Below are 19,370 nucleotides of genomic sequence, written 5' to 3'. Positions count from 1 at the left end.
AGTTCTCGCGGGGCCCTGTGTGAAGGGAGGCTTCTGTGCGTCGTTCATCCTCATGCTCCCTTGCTTGCGCGAAGACGCGTCGGAACCTATGAGTGCGGGTATCACGCAGGTTCACGACGCCGTCCTCCCATGACGCTGAATGAAGCACAGCAGAGTCTCTGTCAACGAGCCGGCGCGGAGTTCTCGCCCCTCCCAGCCGGCACGCGAGTGGCGGTCGCGCGAAACCTGAGGTCCGGGGACATGCCGATCTACGGCGTGCGATACGTCACCCAACCCGGAGGCGTCGGCTGGTTCTTCTGGGCGGGAGAGGGGGAGCTCAGTACTGACGTGGACTTCTTCCAGGCTCTGCACGTCGAGCACCTGGAGGAGTGGTGCCCCCTCGTGTTGCCCTACCTGGCCCTTCCACCCGGGTGGCGCTTCCTGACCGATGGCGAGGTGGATGACGTGTGGTTCGACCAGGCCACCCTCGACCGCCCCATCTCCTGAGGAGTTTGTTCTCAGTAGCCACGAAGCCGGGCGAAGTGGTCGCGGTGGAAGTGTCCATCGCCGAAGGTCATCGCCGCGACGCGTGCCCGCTTCAGGAAGAGGCCGATGTCGCAGGCGTCGGTGACACCCATTCCGCCATGCAGTTGGATGGCCTCGTTGGCCACGTGGAGGAAGGTGTCCGAGGCCCTGGCCTTGGCGGCACTCGCCAGCAGCGGCACGTTTGACCTGTCTTCATCGATGGCGTGCAGTGCCTCGGTGATGATGGCCCGCGTGAGCGACACCTCACAGTGCAGCCGCGCGACCCGGTGCTTCAGTGCTTGAAACGAGCCGATGGCCACACCGAACTGCTTGCGTGACTTGAGCTGGGTGAGGGTGCTCTCGAAAGCCTCCACGAGGCCCCCCAGCATCTCCGCGCTCAGCGCCACCCGGGCCCGGTCGAGCAGCGGGTCCAGCACCTCCGCGCCTCGGTCCAGCGTGCCTAGGATGTCTTCGGGCCTCGCGAGCACTTCGTCGAGGCGGACTCGTGCCGCATTCCGGCTGTCCACGAGCAAGGTGCGTGTCACATGAAGCCCATGGGATTGTGCTGGGACGAGGAAGAGTGTCAGCCCCTCCCTCTCTCCAGAGGAGCCCGAGGTTCGCGCCACCACGATGAGGGCATCCGCCAGATGCCCGTCCAGCACCAGTGCCTTCTCACCCTGGATCCGATACCCGTCCGAGCCCAGGCTGGCCCGAGTTCCGACGCCATACGGGGCATGCCGGGTGCCTTCATCGTGCGCCAGGGCCAGGAGCTTCTCCCCCGAGGCGATAGGGCGCAGCCAGTCTCCCAGCTGCGACGCTGTACCGCCCAGTGTGAGCGCCGTGCTCCCGAGGACCACCGTGGACATCATCGGGGTTGGCGCCAGGGTGCGTCCGCATTCCTCCAGCACGAGTCCCAGCTCCGTCCATCCGAGCCCCATGCCTCCATGACTCACGGGAATCATGATGCCCGCCAGTCCCAGGCCAGCCAGCTCTCGCCAGGTCTCGCGCGACAACCCATCCGGAGCCCCGCTGTCACGGAGCTGCCTCACGTGGGACAGAGGCATCCGCTCGTGCACGAATCGCCGCGCTGTCTCGCGGAGGGACTCCTGCTCCGTCGTCTCGAGGAGGCCCATGGTCGGTCCGTGTCAGTCCGGAAGGCCAAGCACACGCTTGGCGATGATGTTGAGATGGATTTCGCTCGTCCCGCCCTCGATGGAGTTGGCCCGCGACCGCAGCCAGTCGCGAGTGAGTCGGAGCTCCTCGGCTGAGAACCCCGGCCCCTCCCAGCCCAAGCCCTGGAAGCCCGCGAGCTCGACCTTCAACTCCCGCCACCGTTGCCGGAGCTCCATCGCCTGGAGCTTGAGCGCGGAGCTCTCGGGCCCCAGTCCTCGGCCTGCCTCCAGGGCCTCCACGGCATGACGGACCGCACTCGCGTTGCAGAGGCGGTCCATGTCCAGCTGGGCAATCCGGTCCCGCAGGACCGCGTCACTCAACCGCCCACATTCCTCGCCGAGATACCGTCGAGCCAGCACCTCCAATGGCTCCTCCCGCGCGAAGTCCGCATCACCGAGCCGCGATATCCACGCACGCTCGAACTCGAGCAGGCTCATGGCGATCTTCCAGCCCTGACCCGGCTGGCCCACCAGGTTCTCCACGGGGACTCGGACGTCGTCGAAGAAGGTCTCGCAGAACGGGGACTCACCGCTGATGAGCCGGATGGGCCGCACGTCCACGCCGGGACTGGACAGGTCCACCAGCAGGAACCCAAGCCCTTCATGCCGCGACGAGTCCGCACCCGTGCGCACCAGACAGAACATCCCATCCGACACCGCCGCGTGCGACGTCCAGAGCTTCTGACCCGAGACCACGTAGTGGTCTCCCTCGAGCACGGCGCGAGTCTTCACGCCCGCCAGGTCAGAGCCCGCCTCGGGTTCGCTGTACCCCTGACACCAGCGCACCGCTCCCCGAGCAATCGGAGGAAGATGCCGACGCTTCTGCTCCTCGCTGCCAAACCGCAGAAGCACGGGGCCCAGCATCCACAGCCCCAAGCTGTGCAGGGGAGGGCGGCAGCCCAGGCGCCGCAGCTCCTCCTCCAGAATCCCCGCCCGTGCCGGAGCCAGTCCCGCGCCGCCATACTCCACGGGCCAGGTCGGCGCGGTGAATCCCCGCGAGGCCATCCGCTCCAACCACAGCCGCTGGTCCGGACTCGCGAACCCCCCCCGCGACCCACCCCAGACCTCGTCCTCCTCGCCGCCCATCGGAGTCCGCATCGAAGGCGGACAGCTCTCCTCCAGCCAGCAGCGCACGGACTCGCGGAAGCGCTCGTCCGAGTCCGCGCTGCTCATGACCGGCCCTCGAAGAAGAGGTGGTGCGCGTTCCCATACAGGTAGCGGTCGAGCACCCCCTCACGCAGGTCCAGCTCCTGCGCTTCTCGCAGGCACCGCTCCATCGGGAGCACCGGGTGGTTGCTCGCGTACAGGACCTTGTCCCGCCCCCGCGTGTTCATGAAGTGGATGAGCTCCGCGGGCAGGTACGCCGGCGCGAACGCGGAGGTCATCAAGTACAGGTTCGGGTACTTGATCATCAGGCGGATGGCGACCGCCCACCACGGGTCCGCCCCGTGCGCCATGATGAGCTTGAGCTCGGGGAAGAAGTAACAGACCTCGTCCAGGTTCATGGGGTCCTGGCATCGGCCCGGCATCGGTGGGCCGGGGATGCCCGTGTTGACGGAGATGGGCAACCCCAGGTCGATGCAGCGCGTGTAGAGCGGGTAGTAGGCGCGATCATCCGCCGGCAGGCCAATCATGAACGGCACCGCGCGCGCCAGCACGAGCGGGCTGTTCCGAGCCAGCTGCTCCAGCTCCCGCAGCGCGGTCATCCCCCGTCGAGGATCCACATACGCGGAGAGGGCGAAGCGGTCAGGCCGCGCCTCCGCGAACGCGAGCACCTCTCTCTGGGGCGCCACCGCGTCAACCGTCAGGATGGCCTTCTGGACGCCCGAGCGCTCCATCAGATCGAGCAGCTCCGCCTGGGAGATGTCGCGGAAGATGTGCTCGGCGCGCTTGAAGTAGTCCTCGGCGACGCGCACGAGGAAGTCCGGGCGCTGCCCCGAGCCCATGTTCACGCTCACCCACGCATCGATGGCTCGCACGCGGTGCCCTCCTGATTCTCTCGAGCCCCCTCCCGAGGCCGACTGCTGGGAGGCCGCCGCACCGGCATGGCTCGGATGGCATTGACCAGCTTGGAGCGTCGGCGCTCCACGGGGCCCGCGAGCTCCAGCCCGTCGAGGCGCTTCAGCAACTCCTCGAACATCACGCGAATCTCCAGCCGCGCCAGGCTCGTGCCCAGGCAGTAGTGCTGGCCGATGCCGAAGGCGATGTGCTCGTTCGGGAAGCGGGAGATGTCGAAGCGGCCGGGGTTCTCGAAGACGCTCTCGTCCCGGTTGGCGGAAGGGTAGAACAGCACCACCTTGTCGCCCTCGCGAAGCTGCTGCCCGCGCAGCACGGTGTCGCGAGTCACGGTGCGCCGGAAGCACACCACGGGAGAGACCCACCGGAGCATCTCCTCCACGGCGGTGGGCAGCAGCGCCGGATTCGCGCGCAGCCTCGCGAGCTCCTCCGGGTGCTCCATCAGCGCCAGCATGCCCCCGGAGATGAGGTTCCGCGTCGTCTCGTTCCCCGCCACGATGAGCAGGAGGAAGAAGGCGTCGAACTCGGCCTCGTTGAGCTTCTCTCCATCCACCTCCGCGTTCATCAGGACGGAGACCAGGTCCTTCCCCTCGCGTCCCTGGTTCCGCGCCGCCAGCTGATTGGCGTACTGCCACATCTCCATGGCGGCCATCTTGGCGTCGTCGAACGAGCGGGCCCGCCCCGAGTCGTCATAGTCGATGAGCCGGTTGGACCAGGCGAAGAGCTGGTGCCGCTCCTCGCGAGGGATTCCCACGAGCTCGGCAATCACTTGAAGCGGCAGTTCCGCGGCGATGGAGGTCACGAAGTCGAACTCCCGCTCGTGGACCACCTTGTCGAGAATCTCTTTCGTGACCGCCCGGATACGGGGTTCCAGGTAGGTGATGGCCACGGGCGTGAAGCCCGAGCTGACCAGCCGGCGGTACTTCACGTGCTGGGGCGGGTCCATGTTCAGCATCATGAACCGGATGAGGGAGAGGTCCTCCTGCGAGTAGTCCTCGATGGAGGTCCCCCCTCGGTACGAGGAGTAGGTCGCCGGGTCTCTCGAGATGGTGATGATGTCTTCGTGGCGCGTGATGGCCCAGAACCCGGTGCCGCCGTCGGGCTCCTGGTGGAAGTAGACGGGGGCCTCCCGGCGCAAGTGTTCAAAAGTCTCGTGAGGAATAGCCCTGCCGTACGTGATTGGGCTTGCGAGGTCGGCGAGCTCTGTTTTGTGCATGTATTGAACAGAGCATGGCCCTGTTGGCAGTCGCAAGGCGACCTGTGAGTGTTATGTGTAGACCTGTTGTGCTTTCGGCAGAGGAGGCGCTCGAAGATGTCAGATAGCCCGCACCTCGTCGTGCAGCGCGAAGGTCATGTCGTCACCCTCATCCTGAACCGGCCGGAGGTCTGCAACGCATTGGGGGTGCAGATGTTGGTGCGCCTGGCGGATGCATGGACACGCATCAACGAGGACCCGGACATCCGCGTGGCCATCCTCACGGGCGCAGGGGGGAACTTCTGCTCCGGCTCGGACCTCAAGGCCATGGCGAGCGGCTATGGCGATGATGAATGGACGCGGCGGATCCATGCGGAGAAGGACCTGCACTGGAAGGCGCTCCTCCGAGGATTCCGAGTGGTGAAGCCGCTCATCGCCGCCGTGGAGGGCGTGGCGGTGGCGGGAGGAACGGAGCTCCTCCAGGGGACGGACATCCGCATCGCGGGCGAGTCCGCGAAGCTGGGGCTCACCGAGGCCCGCTGGGGGCTCTTCCCGTTGGGGGGCTCCACGGTGCGGCTGCGTCGGCAGATTCCCTATACCCAGGCGATGGAGCTGCTCCTGACGGGGGCCACGCTCCCCGCGCGCGAGGCGCTTCGGATGGGGCTCATCGGCCGCGTCGTCCCGGATGGACAGGCGCTCCTGGAGGCGCGGCGCGTGGCGGAGCGCATCGCGGAGAACGGGCCCCTCGCGGTGCAGGCCATCAAGCGCTCCGTGCAGGAGACCGAGGGGCTCCCCGAGGAGGAGGCCCTCCGCAGGGAGCTGGAGATCGGGTGGCCCATCCTCTCCACCGAGGACGCGAAGGAAGGACCTCGCGCCTTCGTGGAGAAGCGCAAACCATCGTTCAAGGGACGCTAGCCATGAGGCGCTTCGAGGGGCGGTCCATTCTGATAACAGGGGCCGGTTCGGGGCTCGGGCGCGCGGCGGCGATGCGCCTGGCCTCCGAGGGCGGACGGGTCTCCTGTGTCGACGTGAACGAAGCAGGCGCCGCCGAGACGGCCTCCGCGATTCGAGACCAGGGCGGTGAGGCCGTCGCCGTCTGGTGTGATGTCTCGGACCCCGACGCCGTCAACCGGGCGGTGGAGGGAATCCTGCGCCGCTGCGGCGCGCTGCACGTGCTGGCCAACGTCGCGGGAATCGGTGGGTTCCGGCGCACGGCGGAGGTGACACTGGAGGAGTGGAGCCGGGTCCTCGCCGTCAACCTCACCGGCACCTTCCTCATGTGTCAGCGGGCGCTCCCCGCCTTGCTGGAGACGCGTGGGGTCATCATCAACACGGCCTCGGTGGCGGGGCTCAAGTCGCATCCCTACTGCGCGGCCTACTGCGCCTCGAAGGGTGGGGTGGTGATGCTCACCAAGGCCCTCGCGGTGGAGTACGCGCGCAAGGGCGTGCGCATCAACTGCCTGTGTCCGGGCGGTGTCGAGACGCCGCTCCTGGCCCGTTTTCAACCTCCCGAGGGAGTCCACCCCGCGGCCTTCGCGCGCATCGCTCCGCTGGAGCGCTACGGGCAGCCCGAAGAGGTCGCGGGCACGCTGGCCTTCCTGGCGTCGGATGACGCCTCGTACATCAACGGGGCGACGGTGGCGGTTGACGGCGGCATGAGCGCATAGCCCACGAGGTGCAACGTGTCCTTGGAGGAGGTGGATGCGGACGTGGTGGTGGTGGGCGCGGGGGCGGCGGGCCTCATGGCCGCGCTCACCGCGAGCGACGCCGGTGCTCGGGTGGTCTTGGTGGAGAAGACGCACAAGCTCGGGGGCACGGCGGCCGTCTCCGGGGGCGTCGTGTGGATTCCGAACAACCACCGCATGGCTCGCCTGGGCATCTCCGACTCGCGAGACGCGGCCTTCGGCTATGTGCGGAAGCTCGCCGATGGGAGGAGTGAGGAGGGACCGCTCGGTGCGTTCATCGACACCGCCCCCGCGATGTTCCGCTTCCTGGAAGCGCGCACTCCCGTGCGCCTCGAGCCCCTCGGGGTCTACCCGGACTATCACTCTGAATTCGCGGGAGGGAGGACGGGAGGGCGCTCGCTCGACCCGGGCCTCTTCGACGCCAACCGCTTGAGAGGATGGAAGGACTCGCTGCGCCGCGGTCCGCTTCATGGAACCGCCGCGCTGACCGTGGCGGAGGCGGCCGAGTGGGGCGTCTTCACCCGGCCTCGTGAGCTTCCCATCGACGTCCTGGCGGAGCGCGCACGTCAGGGGCTCGTGGGCTATGGCGCGGCGCTCGTGGGCGGGCTGCTCGAGGCGCTCCTCGAGCGCGGTGTCGAGCTTCGGCCGGGGGTGGCGGGGCGGGAGCTCCTGGTCGAGGCGCGGCGTGTGGTGGGCCTGCGCGCGGAGAGGGCAGGGCAGTCCTTGCTGCTCAGGGCCCGGCGCGGAGTCATCCTGGCCAGCGGCGGCTTCGAGTGGAACAAGTCCATGGCCTCGCGCTTTCTCGCGGGCCCGCTCACCCATCCGCTCAGTCCCCCCGCGAATGAGGGCGACGGCCTCGCGATGGCCATGGCCCTGGGCGCGGACCTGGGCAACATGAGCGAGGCCTGGTGGTGCCCCGCGCTCGCCATCCCCGGCGAGTCCTATGAGGGCCAGCCGCTGAGCCGCGCGGACTTCTCCGCTCGCTGTCTCCCTCACTCGCTGCTGGTGAACCGGGCAGGCCGTCGCTTCGCGAACGAGGCGCAGAACTACAACGACCTGGTGAAGACCTTCTTCACCTTCGACCCCGTGGGCTACGAGCGGCCCAACCTGCCGGCCTGGCTCATCGTCGACCAGTCCTTCCGCGACAGGTACGCCCTCGGCAGCCTCCTCCCTGGCAGCGCGACTCCGCCGTGGCTCGCGAGAGCCGATTCGTTGGAGGAGCTCGCCCGGCGCATCGACATCTCTCCCGAGGGACTCGCCGACACGGTGAAGCAGTTCAACCCGCCCGCTCGCGAGGGAGAGGACCCGCTGTTCCGCCGAGGGGGCAGCGCCTACGAGCGCTTCCACGGCGACCGAGCCCACCGGCCCAGCCCCAACCTGGGCCCCCTCGAACGGCCACCGTTCTACGCGTTGCAGGTCTTCGCCGGTGCGCTCGGGACGAAAGGCGGCGTGCGAGTCGATGCCCACGCGCGTGTCCTCCGCGTCGACGGTTCACCCATCGACGGGCTCTATGCCGCGGGCAACGTGATGGCGTCGGTGATGGGCGCGGGCTACCCGGGGGCGGGCAGCACCCTCGGGGCCGCGATGACGTTTGGCTTCATCGCCGCGAGACATGCCGTGGGCGCACGCGCCCACCAGGGAGGTGACACGTGAGCAGCCGGTTCCCGTTTCCGCGCTATCCCGATGGCTGGTTCCAGGTCGCCTACACCCACGAGCTGGCGCCGGGCGCGGTGATGCCCCTGCGTTACTTCGGCAAGGACCTGGTCCTGTTCCGTCCCGAGGCCCCCGAAGGAACCCCGCTGCTCCCCGCGCCCCATGTCCTCGATGCGCACTGTCCCCATCTGGGCGCCCATCTGGGACATGGCGGCAAGGTGGTGGACGGCTGCATCCAGTGTCCCTTCCATGCCTGGCGTTTCGAGGGCGAAGGCGGCTGCGCGTCCATCCCCTACGCGCAGAAGATTCCTCCCGGCGCCCGGCTCCGCTCCTGGCCGGTGCGCGAGGTGAACGGCCTCATCATGGTGTGGCACCACGGCGCGCAGCGGCCTCCCTCGTGGGAGGTCCCCCATGTCCCCGAGTTCCAGCATCCCGAGTGGACGGACTACGAGCTTCGCCGCTGGCAGGTCCGGACCCACAACCAGGAGATGACCGAGAACGCGGTGGACCTGGCGCATCTGCACTACCTGCACGGCACCGCGGAGCTGCCTGTCACCCTGGCGGATGCGCGGGAGCATGTCCTGCACGTCGTCTCGAACATCGTGATGAAGACGCCGTTCGGCCGCACCCAGGGGACCATCGAGGTGGACGCCCACGGCTTCGGCTTCACGCTCACGCGCTTCAAGGGCATCGTCGAGACGCTCCTCGTCAACAGCGTCACCACCATCGACGAGGACTCCGTGGACGTTCGCTTCGCCTTCCTGGTGAAGAAGCTGCCGCACAAGGACGCCACGAGCACCGTGGGCCAGGCCTTCATGGCGGAGATCGAGCGGCAGCTCGAGCAGGACATCCCCATCTGGGAGAACAAGGTCTACGTCCATCCCCCGCTGCTCGTGAGCGGAGATGGGCCCATCGGCATGTTCCGCAGATGGGCGGGGCAGTTCTACTCGGAGCCGCGCCTCGTGCCCGTGGCGGCGCGCCTCGCCGAGTCGGGGTGATGCTCACCGGTGCCCCCCGTCTCGAGCACCCGGAGGACGGACTCGCGGAACTCCGCCTCCAGGGATTCGAGCACGGCTCGGACGGGCCGCACCTCGCGCAGGCTCCCGACAATCTGCCCGACAGGGGACCCGAGCAGCTCATGCGCCCGCGAGCCCGCGGTGCCCGCGTGGTGGTGCATCCGCGTCACCGCATCGGCGGTGAGCATGAACTGCAGCGGCATGGGCAAGGGGCCCGGGGACTCGGCGCCGTCCCAGGCCTCGGTCCAGGCGGTCTTCAGTTGGCGCGCGGGCTTGCCGCTCATGGACCGTGAGCGCACGGTGTCGCTCGACGTGGCGGCGAGGAGCTTGTCCCTGAGCACGGGATTCAGGTGGGCCTCCTCCACGCCGAGCCACAGCGAGCCGGTCCACACGCCCTCCGCGCCCAGCGCGAGCGCCGCCGCGATCTGCCGGCCTCGGCCAATACCTCCCGCGGCCAGCACGGGGATGGGGTGCACCGCGTCCACGACCTCGGGGACGAGCACCATCGTTCCAATCTCTCCGGTGTGGCCTCCGGCCTCGGTGCCCACCGCCACCACCACGTCGACGCCGGCCTCGGCTTGCTTGCGCGCGTGCGCCGCCGTGCCGACGAGCGCGACGACCTGCACGCCTCGTCGGTGGGCTTCGTCCACCACGTCCCGAGGAGGGGTCCCCAGTGCGTTGGCGATGAGGCGGATGGGATGCTGGAGCGCCACGGCGACCTGCGAGCGACCCGCGGCCTCGGACCATCCCAGCAGTGACTCGTGTGAGAGCACCTCCGGGGGTAATCCAGGCACCTCGTAGCGCGCGAGAACTTCCTCCACGTAGCGGCGATGGCCTTCGGGAATCAGCAGCTCCAGCGCGTCCTTGGACAGTCCTCCGCGCTCGGCGCCTTCGTAGCGGGTGGGCATCACCACGTCCACGCCGTAGGGCCTTCCCTCCACGTGCGCGTCGAGCCAGCACAGCTCCTCCTCGAGCTGCTCGGGCGAGAACTGGAGTGCGCCAAGGACGCCCATTCCTCCGGCGCGGCTCACCGCGGCGACGACCTCTCGTCGGTAGCTGAAGGCGAAGACAGGCACGTCGATTCCAAAGAGCTCACAGAGGCGGGTGCGCATGGGGTCAGCCCTCGGCCAGCAGCGCGCCGAGGCGCGCGAGGTGAACGGTCCCCGAGCCCAGGGTGAGCTCGAGCTGCTTGCTCCAAAGATAGGAACGGTAGAGCGGATAGCGAGTGTCGAAGCCGATGCCTCCATGCAGATGCTGGGCAGCGGACACCACCCGATGTCCCGCCTCGGAGGCCCACAGCTTCGCGGTGGCCACCGCCTTCTCCGCGGGCTGTCCCGAGTCCAGCGCGCACGCCGCCTTCCACAGCGTCAAGCGGATGGCCTCTACGTCGATGGACGCATCCGCCGCGCGCTGGGACACGGCCTGGAAGGTGGCGATGGGGCGACCGAACTGGTGCCGAGTCCCCGTGTACTCCGCCGTCAGGCGCAGCGCCCGCTCGACGACGCCGAGGTGCAGCGCGCACACGCCCACGGTGGCTCGCTCCATCAGCCAGGTGAGCACCCTGTCGCCGTCGCCGGGCCCGGCCAGCACGTCCTCCGGCTCCACGAGCGCGTCGCTCAGCGTCAGGCGCAGCTGCGGCTCTCCCGTGGTGGCGCGCTGACACTCCGTCGACACGCCAGGCGTGTGAGGGTCGAGCAGGAAGACCCCGAGGGCTCCCTCGTGCGTCCGCGCGGGCACGAGGATGCGGGCCGCGAGGTGCGCGGCGGGAACGCAGGACTTGATGCCCGTGAGTCGCCAACGTCCACCCTGGTGGGTGGCGAGGGTCCCCGTCGACGCGGGATGGGGCGAGTCCTCCGTGAGCGCGGCCGTGAGGAACGTCCTTCCTTCGACCACGCCCGGCAGCCAGCGTTGGCGCTGCTCCGGAGTTCCGAAGGCACCGATGGGCAATGCACCGAGCACGAGCGTCGGCCAGAGCGGCACGGGCGCCACCGCCGCGCCTGCCTCCACGAGCAGCGCACCCAGCTCCCGCATCCCATGTCCGCTGCCTCCCGCGGCTTCGGGGATGGCCGTGCCGAGCAACCCCATCGTGGCCAGCCGCGCCCACAGCCCACGGTCCAGGAAGTCCACGTCCGAGGCGGCGAGGGTGGCGGGGGTGACGTGCTCGGTGAAGAGCTTCCTCGCGAGTCCGGTGATGGTCTGCTGTGCCTCGGTGAAAGCGAAGTCCATGGGCGCTCCTGAAGAGGCATGGGCGCTCAGCGCGAGGGCCGAGGCATCCCGAGCCCCACCGTGGCGATGAGGTCGCGCTGCACTTCGTTGTTGCCGCCACCGAAGGTGAGGACGAGCGTGGCCCGGTAGTAGCGCTCCACGCGGCCTCGGAGCAGCGCACCCGGTGAGCCCTTCTGGAGGCAACCGGCTGGGCCGAGGACCTCGAGAAGGCATTGATAGAGCTCGATGAGGGCCTCGCTGCCGAAGACCTTGATGCGGGAGGACTCCGCGGGGTCCATCACCCCGTGGTCGATGTTCCAGGCGTGGCGCCAGTGCATCAGCTCCAGCACGGAGAGCAGGGAGTGGACTCGCGCGAGCTGGAGCTGGACCCAGCTTTCATCGAGGACCCGTCGGCCCGAGGGTGTGCGCGTCTCCCGGGCCCACGCGAGGGTCTCCTCCAGGAAGAAGGCCGCCGCGCCTGGAGACAGGAGGACCACCCGCTCGTGGTTGAGCTGCGTGGTGATGAGCTTCCAGCCCTCGTTCTCCCGGCCGACTCTCATGGAGACCGGGACGCGGACCTGGTCGTAGTAGGTGGTGCTGGTGCGATTGCCTCCGAGCGTGTCGATGGGGGTGATGCTCACCCCGGGCAGCGTGGGGTCCACCATCAGGATGCTGAGCCCCTGATGCTTGGGCGCCTCCGTGTCCGTGCGCACGGCCAGCCAGATGTAGCCGGCATGTTCGACCATGCTGGTGAACACCTTCTGGCCCGTCACCACATAGGAGTCCCCATCGCGGACCGCGCGCGTGCGCAAGGCCGCGAGGTCGGTGCCTGCTTCGGGTTCGGTGTAGCCAATGGCGAACTGAAGCTCGCCTCGCAGCATCGCGGGCAGCAGCCGTGCCTTCTGCTCGTCGGTGCCGTACTTCATCAAGGTGGGACCGACGGTGCACAACGTCAAGAAGGGGATGGGAAATCCCGCGCGTTGTGCCTCGTCGAAGAAGAGGAACTGCTCCAGGGCGGGGCGGCCCTGGCCTCCCACCTCGCGCGGCCAGCCGATGCCGAGCCAACCGTCCGCCCCCAGCTTTCGCAGGGCCTGGGTGTAGAGCGGACCGCCGCCCTCGTTCCCTTCGACCTCGTCGAGGAGCGCCGGTGTCACGAGCTGCTGGAAGTAGCTCCGGAGCCGGGCTTGAAGCGCGTGCTCCTCGGCCGTGAGCTCGAGGTGCATGGGGCTCCCTAGGCGCGTTCCTCGGTGGCGGCGCTCCGGGCCCAGCGGTAGTCGGGCTTGCCGCTGGGATGGCGGACGATGTGGTCCACCACTCGGAGCTGTCTCGGCACCTTGTAGCCGGACAGCAGCGCGCGGCAGTGCTCTCCGAGCACCTCGAGCGACACGGGATGATTGGGGCGGGGCTCGATGACGGCCGTCACGCGTTCGCCCCAGTGAACATCGGGCACGCCCACCACCACCGCGTCGCGGATGGCCGGGTGGGCCTTGAGCGCCGCTTCGACCTCCTCGGGGAAGACCTTCTCTCCGCCGCTGTTGATGCACACGGCGCCTCGGCCGAGCACGGTGATGCGGCCGTCCTTCTCGACGGTGGCCAGGTCTCCTGGGAGGACCCAGCGCACGCCGTCGATGACGAGGAACGTCGCCGCGGTCTTCTCCGGGTCGTTGTAGTACCCGAGGGGCAGCCGCCCGCGCCGCGCGAGCCTGCCGATGACACCCGAGCCGGGCTGCACCGGGCGCAGGTCTTCTCCGAGCACCGCGCTGCTCTCGTCCATGTAGAAGGCCACCACTTCGCCCGAGGAGAAGGCCGTCCCTTGATGGCCCGCCTCCGTCGCGCCGAAGTTGTCGAGTATCAGCGTGTCCGGGAGCTGCTCCTGGAGTTGCTGGCGCACCACGGGCGAGAGGAACGCGCCGGAGGAGGAGATGACCCTCAGGCAGGACAGGTCGTGAGGGGTTCCGGCGGCACGTGCTTGGGCGAGCGCCTCCGCGAGTGGGCGCGCCATGGCGTCGCCGACGATGACCAGGGTGTTGACGTTCTCCGCCTGGATGGCCTGGCAGACGCGGTGGGGCTCATAGCTCCTGCTGGGGACGATGACGGCCGTGCCTCCAGAGAACAGGGCGATGAAGGCGGCCCACTGGGCCGTGCCGTGGACGAAGGGGGCCGCGGTCAACAGGACCATCGGGGCCGGGCGGTCGCGCGCGAGTGGGGCCAAGGCTTCGGGCCGGTCGATGGGCGGGCCTCCGGGATTGCCTCCTTGGAGTCCGGCGAAGAGCACGTCTTCGTGTCGCCACATCACGCCCCGGGGCATGCCTGTCGTGCCGCCGGTGTAGAGGATGTAGAGGTCATCACCCGAGCGGGCCTCGAAGCTCCGCTCGGGCGAGCTGGTGGCGAGGAGCTGCTCGTACTCCACATCTCCCCCTCCGCCGACTCCCACCCGGAGCCGGAGGGAGGGCACGTTCCTGGCGGCGGCGAGGACTGTCGCGGACAGCTCGTACCCGTGGATGAGGGCGGTGAGGTTCGCGTTCTTCATCAAGAACTCGAGCTCACTCTCGACGTAGCGGTAGTTGATGTTGATGGGGACGGCTCGGAGCTTGAAGAGGCCGAGGAGGCACTCGAGGAACTCGATGCCGTTGTGCAGGTAGAGCCCCACGTGGTCGCCGGCGCGGACGCCGTGTTCTCGGAGGGCGTTGGCCAGGCGGTTGGCTCGTGCGTCGAGCTGTTGGAAGGTGAGCCGGTGGTCTCCGGCCACGGCGGCGAGCCGCTCCGGCATGATGTCCGCGAGGCTCTCGAACAAGTCAGCGAGGTTGAACGTCATGTCTGCTCCCATGGGCTAGAGCTGCTGACGTGCCACGATCCACATCGAGAAGAACTGCGAGCCGCCGCCGTAGGCGTGGCCCAGTGCGACCTTCGCTCCGTCCACCTGATGTTCGCCGGCGAGGCCTCGGACCTGGAGCGCGGCCTCGGCGAAGCGCAGCATTCCGGAGGCACCGATGGGGTTGGTCGAGAGGACGCCGCCGGAGGGATTGACGGGCAGCGCTCCTCCGAGCGCCGTTGCGCCCTCGGCGGTCATGCGCCAGCCCTCGTTCGGCTCCGCGAAGCCGAGGTTCTCCAGCCACATGGGCTCGAACCAGGAGAAGGGGACATAGAGCTCGGCGACGTCGATCTCCCTGCGCGGCGAGGTGATTCCGGCGAGCTTGTAGAGGGCGGCGGCGCAGTCTCTGCCTGCTTGGGGATTCACCTGGTCCCGGCCGGCGAACAGGGTGGGTTCGCTGCGCATGGCCGTGGCGCGTACCCATGCAACGGGGCCGGGGGCGTGTCGCGCGGCGTCCTCGCTGGTGAGCACCATCGCGCAGGCGCCATCGGACGAAGGACAGGTCTCGAGGTAGCGCAGCGGGTCCCAGAGCATCGCCGAGCTCGCCACGGCCTCGGTGGAGATGTCGGGCAGGTGCAGGTGGGCGTAGGGGTTGAGCAGCGCGTGCTTGCGGTCCTTGACGGCGACTCGGATGCCGACGTCCTGCGGGGCGCCCGAGCGGCGGATATAGGCGCGCACGAGCGGAGCGAAGTAGCCGCCCGCTCCGGCGAGCAGGGGAGGCTGGAAGGGGTACTTCGGGGAGAGGGCCCACATGGCCTCGCTCTCGGATTGCTTCTCGAAGGCCACGGCGAGGACGCGTGAGTGGAGGCCCGCGCGGACAAGGTTCACGGCCATGATGGCCGTGGAGCCGCCGACGCTCCCGGCGGTGTGCACACGAAGCAGCGGCTTGTTCCCCGCGCCGAGACAGTCGGCGAGGTACAGCTCCGGCATCATCACGCCCTCGAACATGTCGGGCGCCTTGCCGAGCACCACGGCGTCGATGTCCTCGAGCGTCAGCGCCGCGTCAGCGAGGGCACGGTCCACGGCCTCGCGCACGAGCCCCGCGAGGGACACGTCGTCGCGCCGGGAGGCGTGCCGACTCTGCCCCACGCCGATGACCGCGCAGGGCCTCATGAGGCTGCCTCCAACCCGCGGTCCGTGCCGTCCATGGCCGAGGGGGCCCGCGCATCAGCCCCCAGGCCGACAATGGCGCCGGGGCTCCTCATGGCGTCGCCTCCAACACACAGACCAGGTTCTGCTGGAGACAGGGGCCGCTCGTCGCGTGGGCCACGGCGCGGCGGGCCGTGCCATCCATCACTCGCCGCGCGGCTTCGCCAATGCGGATGAGTCCCGCCGACATCAACGGATTGGCGGCGAGCGCGCCACCGGATGGATTGAGGTCCACCGCTCCATCCAGTCCCAAGGCCTCGCGAAGGATGAGCTCCTGATGGCTGAACGGTGCATGCACCTCCGCCACGTCCACGCTTCCCTGGCTCACGCCCGCGTTGGCTGCGGCGAGCGCCGTCGAAGGCGAGCGGGTGAGGTCCCTCATGCCCAGGCCATGGGACTCGATGCGGTGGTCGATGCCTCGAATCCAGGCCGGACGGGCCGTGGCCGCGCGTGCCTTCTCCCCCGCGGCCAGCACCACCGCCACCGCGCCATCCGATATCGGAGGACAGTCGTGGCGCCGCAGCGGAGCGACGAGGTACGGCGCATCCAGCAGTGCTTCGGGCAAGAAGTCCCCCGAGAGCTGCGCATTCGGATTCGCCTTCGCATTCCTCCGGCTTCGCGCGGTGACCTCCGCCAGCGAGCGCTCCGTCGCACGTCCTGAATCCAGCAGCGCGCGCGCCTGGAGCGCCGCGAGGCTGATGGCATCCGGCGCCAGCGGCGCCACGTAGTAGGGGTCCAACTGCATCCCCAGCACATCCCGAGGTTCCCCCAGAGAGGACCGTCCGAACGCATAGACCAGCGCCGTGTCCACATCCCCGAGAGACAGCCTCACCCAGGCTTCATAGAGCGCCCAGGCACCATCCATCTCGACGTGCGTCTCCTCGATGGGCGGAGACGCTCCCACCGCGTCGAGCGCGAGCACGAACGAGAATGGCAGCCCCGTCACGAAGTCCGAGCTCCCCGAGGCCGTGAAGCCCACCTCCTCCTTGCGCAGCCCCGCCTGGCCCAGCGCCGCTTGAATGACCGGGAGCAGCAGCTCCACGTCGTCCCGCGCCCACTCCCGCCGCACGGCGGGACTCTGCGCGAACGCGACGATGGCCACCGCGCGCGCCTTCTTCACAGATGCTCCTGATAGTCCTCGAAGGGGGCATCCGGCTCCCCGGTGGGGCGGAAGCACCGGATGCTCTCGAGCGAAGGCGTCCGCTCCCCACCCGGAACCCACTCCGCGCGGACCCGCAGTCCCATGCGCACCTCTTCCACCGGCAAGCCCTGGAGCAGGTGAGGGAAGGGGATGTCCGCCCCATCCAGCAATACGCTCCCATAGACGTACGGAAGCGGAAGCGAGCGGTCCGCGAGCGGGATGTTGACGATGCAGAACGAGACCAGCGTCCCAGTATCCGAGACCGCCACGTCCCCACCCAAGGCCACGCCACAAGACGGGCAGGCACCTCGCGAAGGCACATACACCTTCGCGCACAGCGGACATCGCTGCCCCACGATGCGCCCCTCCATCAGCGAGGCCAGGAACCGCGACAGCCCCCGCCCCGCGCTGGCGCGATACTCCAGCCTTACGGGCGCGGGGAACACGCGAGGCTTCTCCTTCATGGCGTCGCCTCACATGGCTCGAAACAGGCGATGTCCCGGATGGAGCCCTCGCGCGCCTCCCTCCAGCGCACCCGGACACGCATCCCCGTGGACATCTCCTCCGGCTGCCCCGCGTCCACCACGTGGAGCATCCCGGAGGTCGCCCCATCGAGTCGCACCAACGCCCAAGCGAAGGGATGCGAGAGCGGGTCCCGACTCCTCGGCTCACGGACCCACGCCCAGGTCGTCACCACTCCCGTCGGGGCCACTTCCACCAGCTCACCCAGCGCTTCCCCCGTGCCCGGGGCGTACTCCGGTGGCGGCACCAGCACCTCACCTCCGCGCGTGCGCACCCCCAGAATCCGCCCCTCCTGGAGCCCCGCGAGGAACCGGCCGATGAGCGGTCCCGTGCTCCGCCGATAGGTGTACTCGAGCGTGTAGGGCGCCGTGAGGACTCCGGCCCCGCCAGGGGACGTCTGGGATTGCGGGCCGCTCGCGCTCATGGCTCATCGAGGACTGGCGTGATTCCGAACGCCCATGCGGGCTCGGGTGGAAGGAAATGATGGATGGATATCCAACGCGGGTCGACGGACGGCGCTCACGATTGGAGACTACCGGGCATTCCCTTGGCGCCCGGGGGCGCTTGCCAATACGGGTCGCGCAGCTTGCGCTTCATGAGCTTGCCATTGGGGTCCCGAGGCAGGGCGTCGGTGAAGTCGAAGGAGTTGGGGCACTTGAACGACGCCAGGCGCTCCCGGCAGAACGCGAGCAACTCCGCGACGAGCTCCGGACCGGGCTGGACACCAGGCATGGGCTCGATGACGGCCTTGATGCGCTCGCCCCAGTCCTCATCCGGAACGCCGAAGATGGCGGCGTCCGCGACCTTCGGATGGCCGCTCAGCGCCATCTCTATCTCCGCGGGGTAGATGTTCACGCCCCCCGAGATGATGAAGTCGCTCTTGCGGTCGCAGAGATACAGGAAGCCCTCGGCGTCGAGGTAGCCCGCGTCCCCCACGGTGAAGAAGTCCCCCCGCCAGGCGGAGTCCGTCTTCTCCCGGGCCTTGTGGTACTCGAACCGGTGCGAGCCCATGCGCAGGTAGAGGATGCCGACCTCACCCGGCTCACACGGGGTCCCATCGTCCCGGAGCACCAGCAGCGTCGACATCGGCCAGGCCCTGCCCACGGTGCCCGGGTGCGCGAGCCATTGCTCCGGGGTGGCCAGCGTGCCGCCGCCCTCGGTGGCCGCGTAGTACTCATAGATGACGTGGCCCCACCACCCGAGCATCGCCCGCTTCACCTCGACGGAGCAGGGTGCGGCGCCGTGGATGACCTGCCGCAGCGAGGACACATCGGCCTTTCGCTTCACGTCCTCGGGCAGCGCGAGGAGGCGATGGAACAGCGTGGGCACCATGTGCGTCGTCGTCACCCGGTGACGCGCGATGAGCTCGAGCGTGCCCTCTGGCGTCCACTTGTCCATCAGCACCACCGTGTGGCCGAAGTGCAAGTGATTGGTACAGAAGTTGAGGACGGCCGTGTGGTACAGCGGCGACGTGGTGAGGTGGACCCCGCCGTCGCCCGGGGTAATCCCGAACAACCCCAGGAATGAAGCGAAGCTCTCTCCGACGCGCTCGGGTGGGGCGGGGGAGAGCGGACGGCGCACGCCCTTGGGCTGGCCCGCCGTGCCGGAGGTATAGGTCATCGTGGCGCCGGCGGAGCGCTCCGGTGGAAGGTCCTCGGGCTGGTGGGCCTTGAGCGCGGCGTAGGACTCCAGGCCCGGAATCTCGCAGGTGGCGAAGCAGTCCTGCTCCGTCCGTCCGAGCAGCGCCAGCGACTTCCGGGTGACGTCCGCGGTGCGGTCGCTGCAGAAGACGGCCCGCGCCTCGCAGTCCTTCAGGATGTATGCGATTTCGTGCGCGGTGAGGTGGGTGTTGATGGGGGTGAGATACCAACCCGCCTGCCAGGCGGCCATGAACAGCTCCAGCATGGCCAGCTCGTTCTTCAGCACCACCGCGAGGGTGTCACCGCGCCGGAGTCCCCGCGCGCGGAGGCCGTGGACCAGTTGATTCGCCGCGCGGAGGAGGGCCCCCGCGGTGGTGACGTGCCCATCCGGCCCGATGACCGCCGGATGCGACGGGGCCCGCTGGGCGAGCTCCCAGAAGTTGAGGCCTTGCATGGGGACCTCCAGCCGACGCGGGTCCCGCAGGGTAGGCCCCGGGTGTCGTCGACAAGTCAGACGCCCCGGCGCGAGTGTCACCTTCCGGGCGAAGGCGCTCACCCAAGGTCCGATTCCATCCAAAGACATGCACTGGAGTCTGTCTT

At 68.9% G+C, this 19,370-nt stretch carries 18 protein-coding genes; 5 read left to right on the top strand and 13 right to left on the bottom strand.

Going from position 1 to position 19,370, the window contains the following annotated elements; all coding sequences use genetic code 11:
- Window positions 1–129: 129 nt before the first annotated feature.
- The gene (locus tag MYSTI_RS23955; RefSeq protein ID WP_015350378.1) at window positions 130–486 is read left to right on the top strand and encodes an immunity protein Imm33 domain-containing protein; all 357 of its coding nucleotides are present in this window, start codon (window positions 130–132) and stop codon (window positions 484–486) included.
- An 11-nt stretch (window positions 487–497) separates the two neighbouring features.
- Here MYSTI_RS23955 and MYSTI_RS23950 read toward each other — a convergent pair whose 3' ends face one another.
- The 4 genes from MYSTI_RS23950 to MYSTI_RS23935 are packed head-to-tail and all read right to left on the bottom strand — an operon-like array spanning window position 498 to window position 4,830.
- Window positions 498–1,637 (bottom strand): acyl-CoA dehydrogenase family protein, encoded by a 1,140-nt coding sequence (locus tag MYSTI_RS23950; RefSeq protein WP_015350377.1) that lies wholly within the window; start codon window positions 1,635–1,637, stop codon window positions 498–500.
- A 12-nt stretch (window positions 1,638–1,649) separates the two neighbouring features.
- Complete coding sequence (locus MYSTI_RS23945) at window positions 1,650–2,849, bottom strand: acyl-CoA dehydrogenase family protein (protein WP_015350376.1); 1,200 nt, start codon at window positions 2,847–2,849, stop codon at window positions 1,650–1,652.
- A complete protein-coding gene (locus MYSTI_RS23940) occupies window positions 2,846–3,655 on the bottom strand; it encodes an amidohydrolase family protein (RefSeq protein WP_015350375.1) in 810 nt (269 codons plus the stop codon). Before MYSTI_RS23940 ends, MYSTI_RS23945 begins: the two co-directional genes overlap by 4 nt.
- The gene (locus MYSTI_RS23935; RefSeq protein ID WP_233277939.1) at window positions 3,631–4,830 is read right to left on the bottom strand and encodes a cytochrome P450; all 1,200 of its coding nucleotides are present in this window, start codon (window positions 4,828–4,830) and stop codon (window positions 3,631–3,633) included. Before MYSTI_RS23935 ends, MYSTI_RS23940 begins: the two co-directional genes overlap by 25 nt.
- A 174-nt stretch (window positions 4,831–5,004) precedes the next feature.
- Here MYSTI_RS23935 and MYSTI_RS23930 point away from each other — a divergent pair, with 174 nt between their 5' ends.
- Genes MYSTI_RS23930 through MYSTI_RS23915 form a run of 4 tightly spaced genes read left to right on the top strand, consistent with a single transcriptional unit; the run spans window position 5,005 to window position 9,223 of the window.
- Window positions 5,005–5,802, top strand: coding sequence for a crotonase/enoyl-CoA hydratase family protein (locus MYSTI_RS23930; RefSeq protein WP_015350373.1), 798 nt, complete (start codon window positions 5,005–5,007; stop codon window positions 5,800–5,802).
- A gap of 2 nt (window positions 5,803–5,804) precedes the next feature.
- Window positions 5,805–6,554 carry an SDR family NAD(P)-dependent oxidoreductase gene (locus MYSTI_RS23925; protein WP_015350372.1) on the top strand — a complete coding sequence of 250 codons (750 nt, stop codon included), beginning with the start codon at window positions 5,805–5,807 and terminating at the stop codon, window positions 6,552–6,554.
- A 15-nt stretch (window positions 6,555–6,569) separates the two neighbouring features.
- On the top strand, window positions 6,570–8,225 hold the full coding sequence (locus MYSTI_RS23920) for an FAD-dependent oxidoreductase (protein ID WP_015350371.1): 1,656 nt from the start codon (window positions 6,570–6,572) through the stop codon (window positions 8,223–8,225).
- Entirely contained in the window at window positions 8,222–9,223 is a 1,002-nt protein-coding gene (locus MYSTI_RS23915; RefSeq protein ID WP_015350370.1) for a Rieske 2Fe-2S domain-containing protein, read from the top strand. The genes MYSTI_RS23920 and MYSTI_RS23915 overlap by 4 nt, the downstream gene beginning before the upstream one ends.
- On the opposite strand, the gene MYSTI_RS23910 is transcribed toward MYSTI_RS23915, so the two are convergent.
- The 9 genes from MYSTI_RS23910 to MYSTI_RS23875 form a co-directional block, all read right to left on the bottom strand.
- The gene (locus tag MYSTI_RS23910) at window positions 9,169–10,353 is read right to left on the bottom strand and encodes a nitronate monooxygenase (RefSeq protein WP_015350369.1); all 1,185 of its coding nucleotides are present in this window, start codon (window positions 10,351–10,353) and stop codon (window positions 9,169–9,171) included. The genes MYSTI_RS23915 and MYSTI_RS23910 overlap by 55 nt on opposite strands.
- A 4-nt stretch (window positions 10,354–10,357) precedes the next feature.
- The gene (locus tag MYSTI_RS23905; protein WP_015350368.1) at window positions 10,358–11,467 is read right to left on the bottom strand and encodes an acyl-CoA dehydrogenase family protein; all 1,110 of its coding nucleotides are present in this window, start codon (window positions 11,465–11,467) and stop codon (window positions 10,358–10,360) included.
- A gap of 26 nt (window positions 11,468–11,493) precedes the next feature.
- Window positions 11,494–12,669 carry an acyl-CoA dehydrogenase family protein gene (locus tag MYSTI_RS23900; RefSeq protein WP_015350367.1) on the bottom strand — a complete coding sequence of 392 codons (1,176 nt, stop codon included), beginning with the start codon at window positions 12,667–12,669 and terminating at the stop codon, window positions 11,494–11,496.
- Window positions 12,670–12,677: 8 nt separating this feature from the next.
- On the bottom strand, window positions 12,678–14,261 hold the full coding sequence (locus tag MYSTI_RS23895; RefSeq protein WP_015350366.1) for an acyl-CoA synthetase: 1,584 nt from the start codon (window positions 14,259–14,261) through the stop codon (window positions 12,678–12,680).
- Between the two features lie 15 nt (window positions 14,262–14,276).
- Entirely contained in the window at window positions 14,277–15,431 is a 1,155-nt protein-coding gene (locus tag MYSTI_RS23890; RefSeq protein ID WP_015350365.1) for a thiolase family protein, read from the bottom strand.
- An 88-nt stretch (window positions 15,432–15,519) separates the two neighbouring features.
- Window positions 15,520–16,587 carry a thiolase family protein gene (locus MYSTI_RS23885; protein ID WP_015350364.1) on the bottom strand — a complete coding sequence of 356 codons (1,068 nt, stop codon included), beginning with the start codon at window positions 16,585–16,587 and terminating at the stop codon, window positions 15,520–15,522.
- Window positions 16,584–17,072: a Zn-ribbon domain-containing OB-fold protein gene (locus MYSTI_RS44205; protein WP_015350363.1), complete on the bottom strand. Its 489-nt coding sequence runs from the start codon at window positions 17,070–17,072 to the stop codon at window positions 16,584–16,586. The genes MYSTI_RS23885 and MYSTI_RS44205 overlap by 4 nt, the downstream gene beginning before the upstream one ends.
- The gene (locus MYSTI_RS44200; protein ID WP_015350362.1) at window positions 17,069–17,554 is read right to left on the bottom strand and encodes a Zn-ribbon domain-containing OB-fold protein; all 486 of its coding nucleotides are present in this window, start codon (window positions 17,552–17,554) and stop codon (window positions 17,069–17,071) included. The genes MYSTI_RS44205 and MYSTI_RS44200 overlap by 4 nt, the downstream gene beginning before the upstream one ends.
- Window positions 17,555–17,649: 95 nt before the next feature.
- A complete protein-coding gene (locus tag MYSTI_RS23875; protein ID WP_015350361.1) occupies window positions 17,650–19,224 on the bottom strand; it encodes an acyl-CoA synthetase in 1,575 nt (524 codons plus the stop codon).
- Window positions 19,225–19,370 lie beyond the last annotated feature (146 nt).

The organism is Myxococcus stipitatus DSM 14675 (assembly GCF_000331735.1).
In the GTDB taxonomy this organism is placed as follows: domain Bacteria; phylum Myxococcota; class Myxococcia; order Myxococcales; family Myxococcaceae; genus Myxococcus; species Myxococcus stipitatus.
This window is presented reverse-complemented; position numbering and strand designations above follow the sequence as displayed.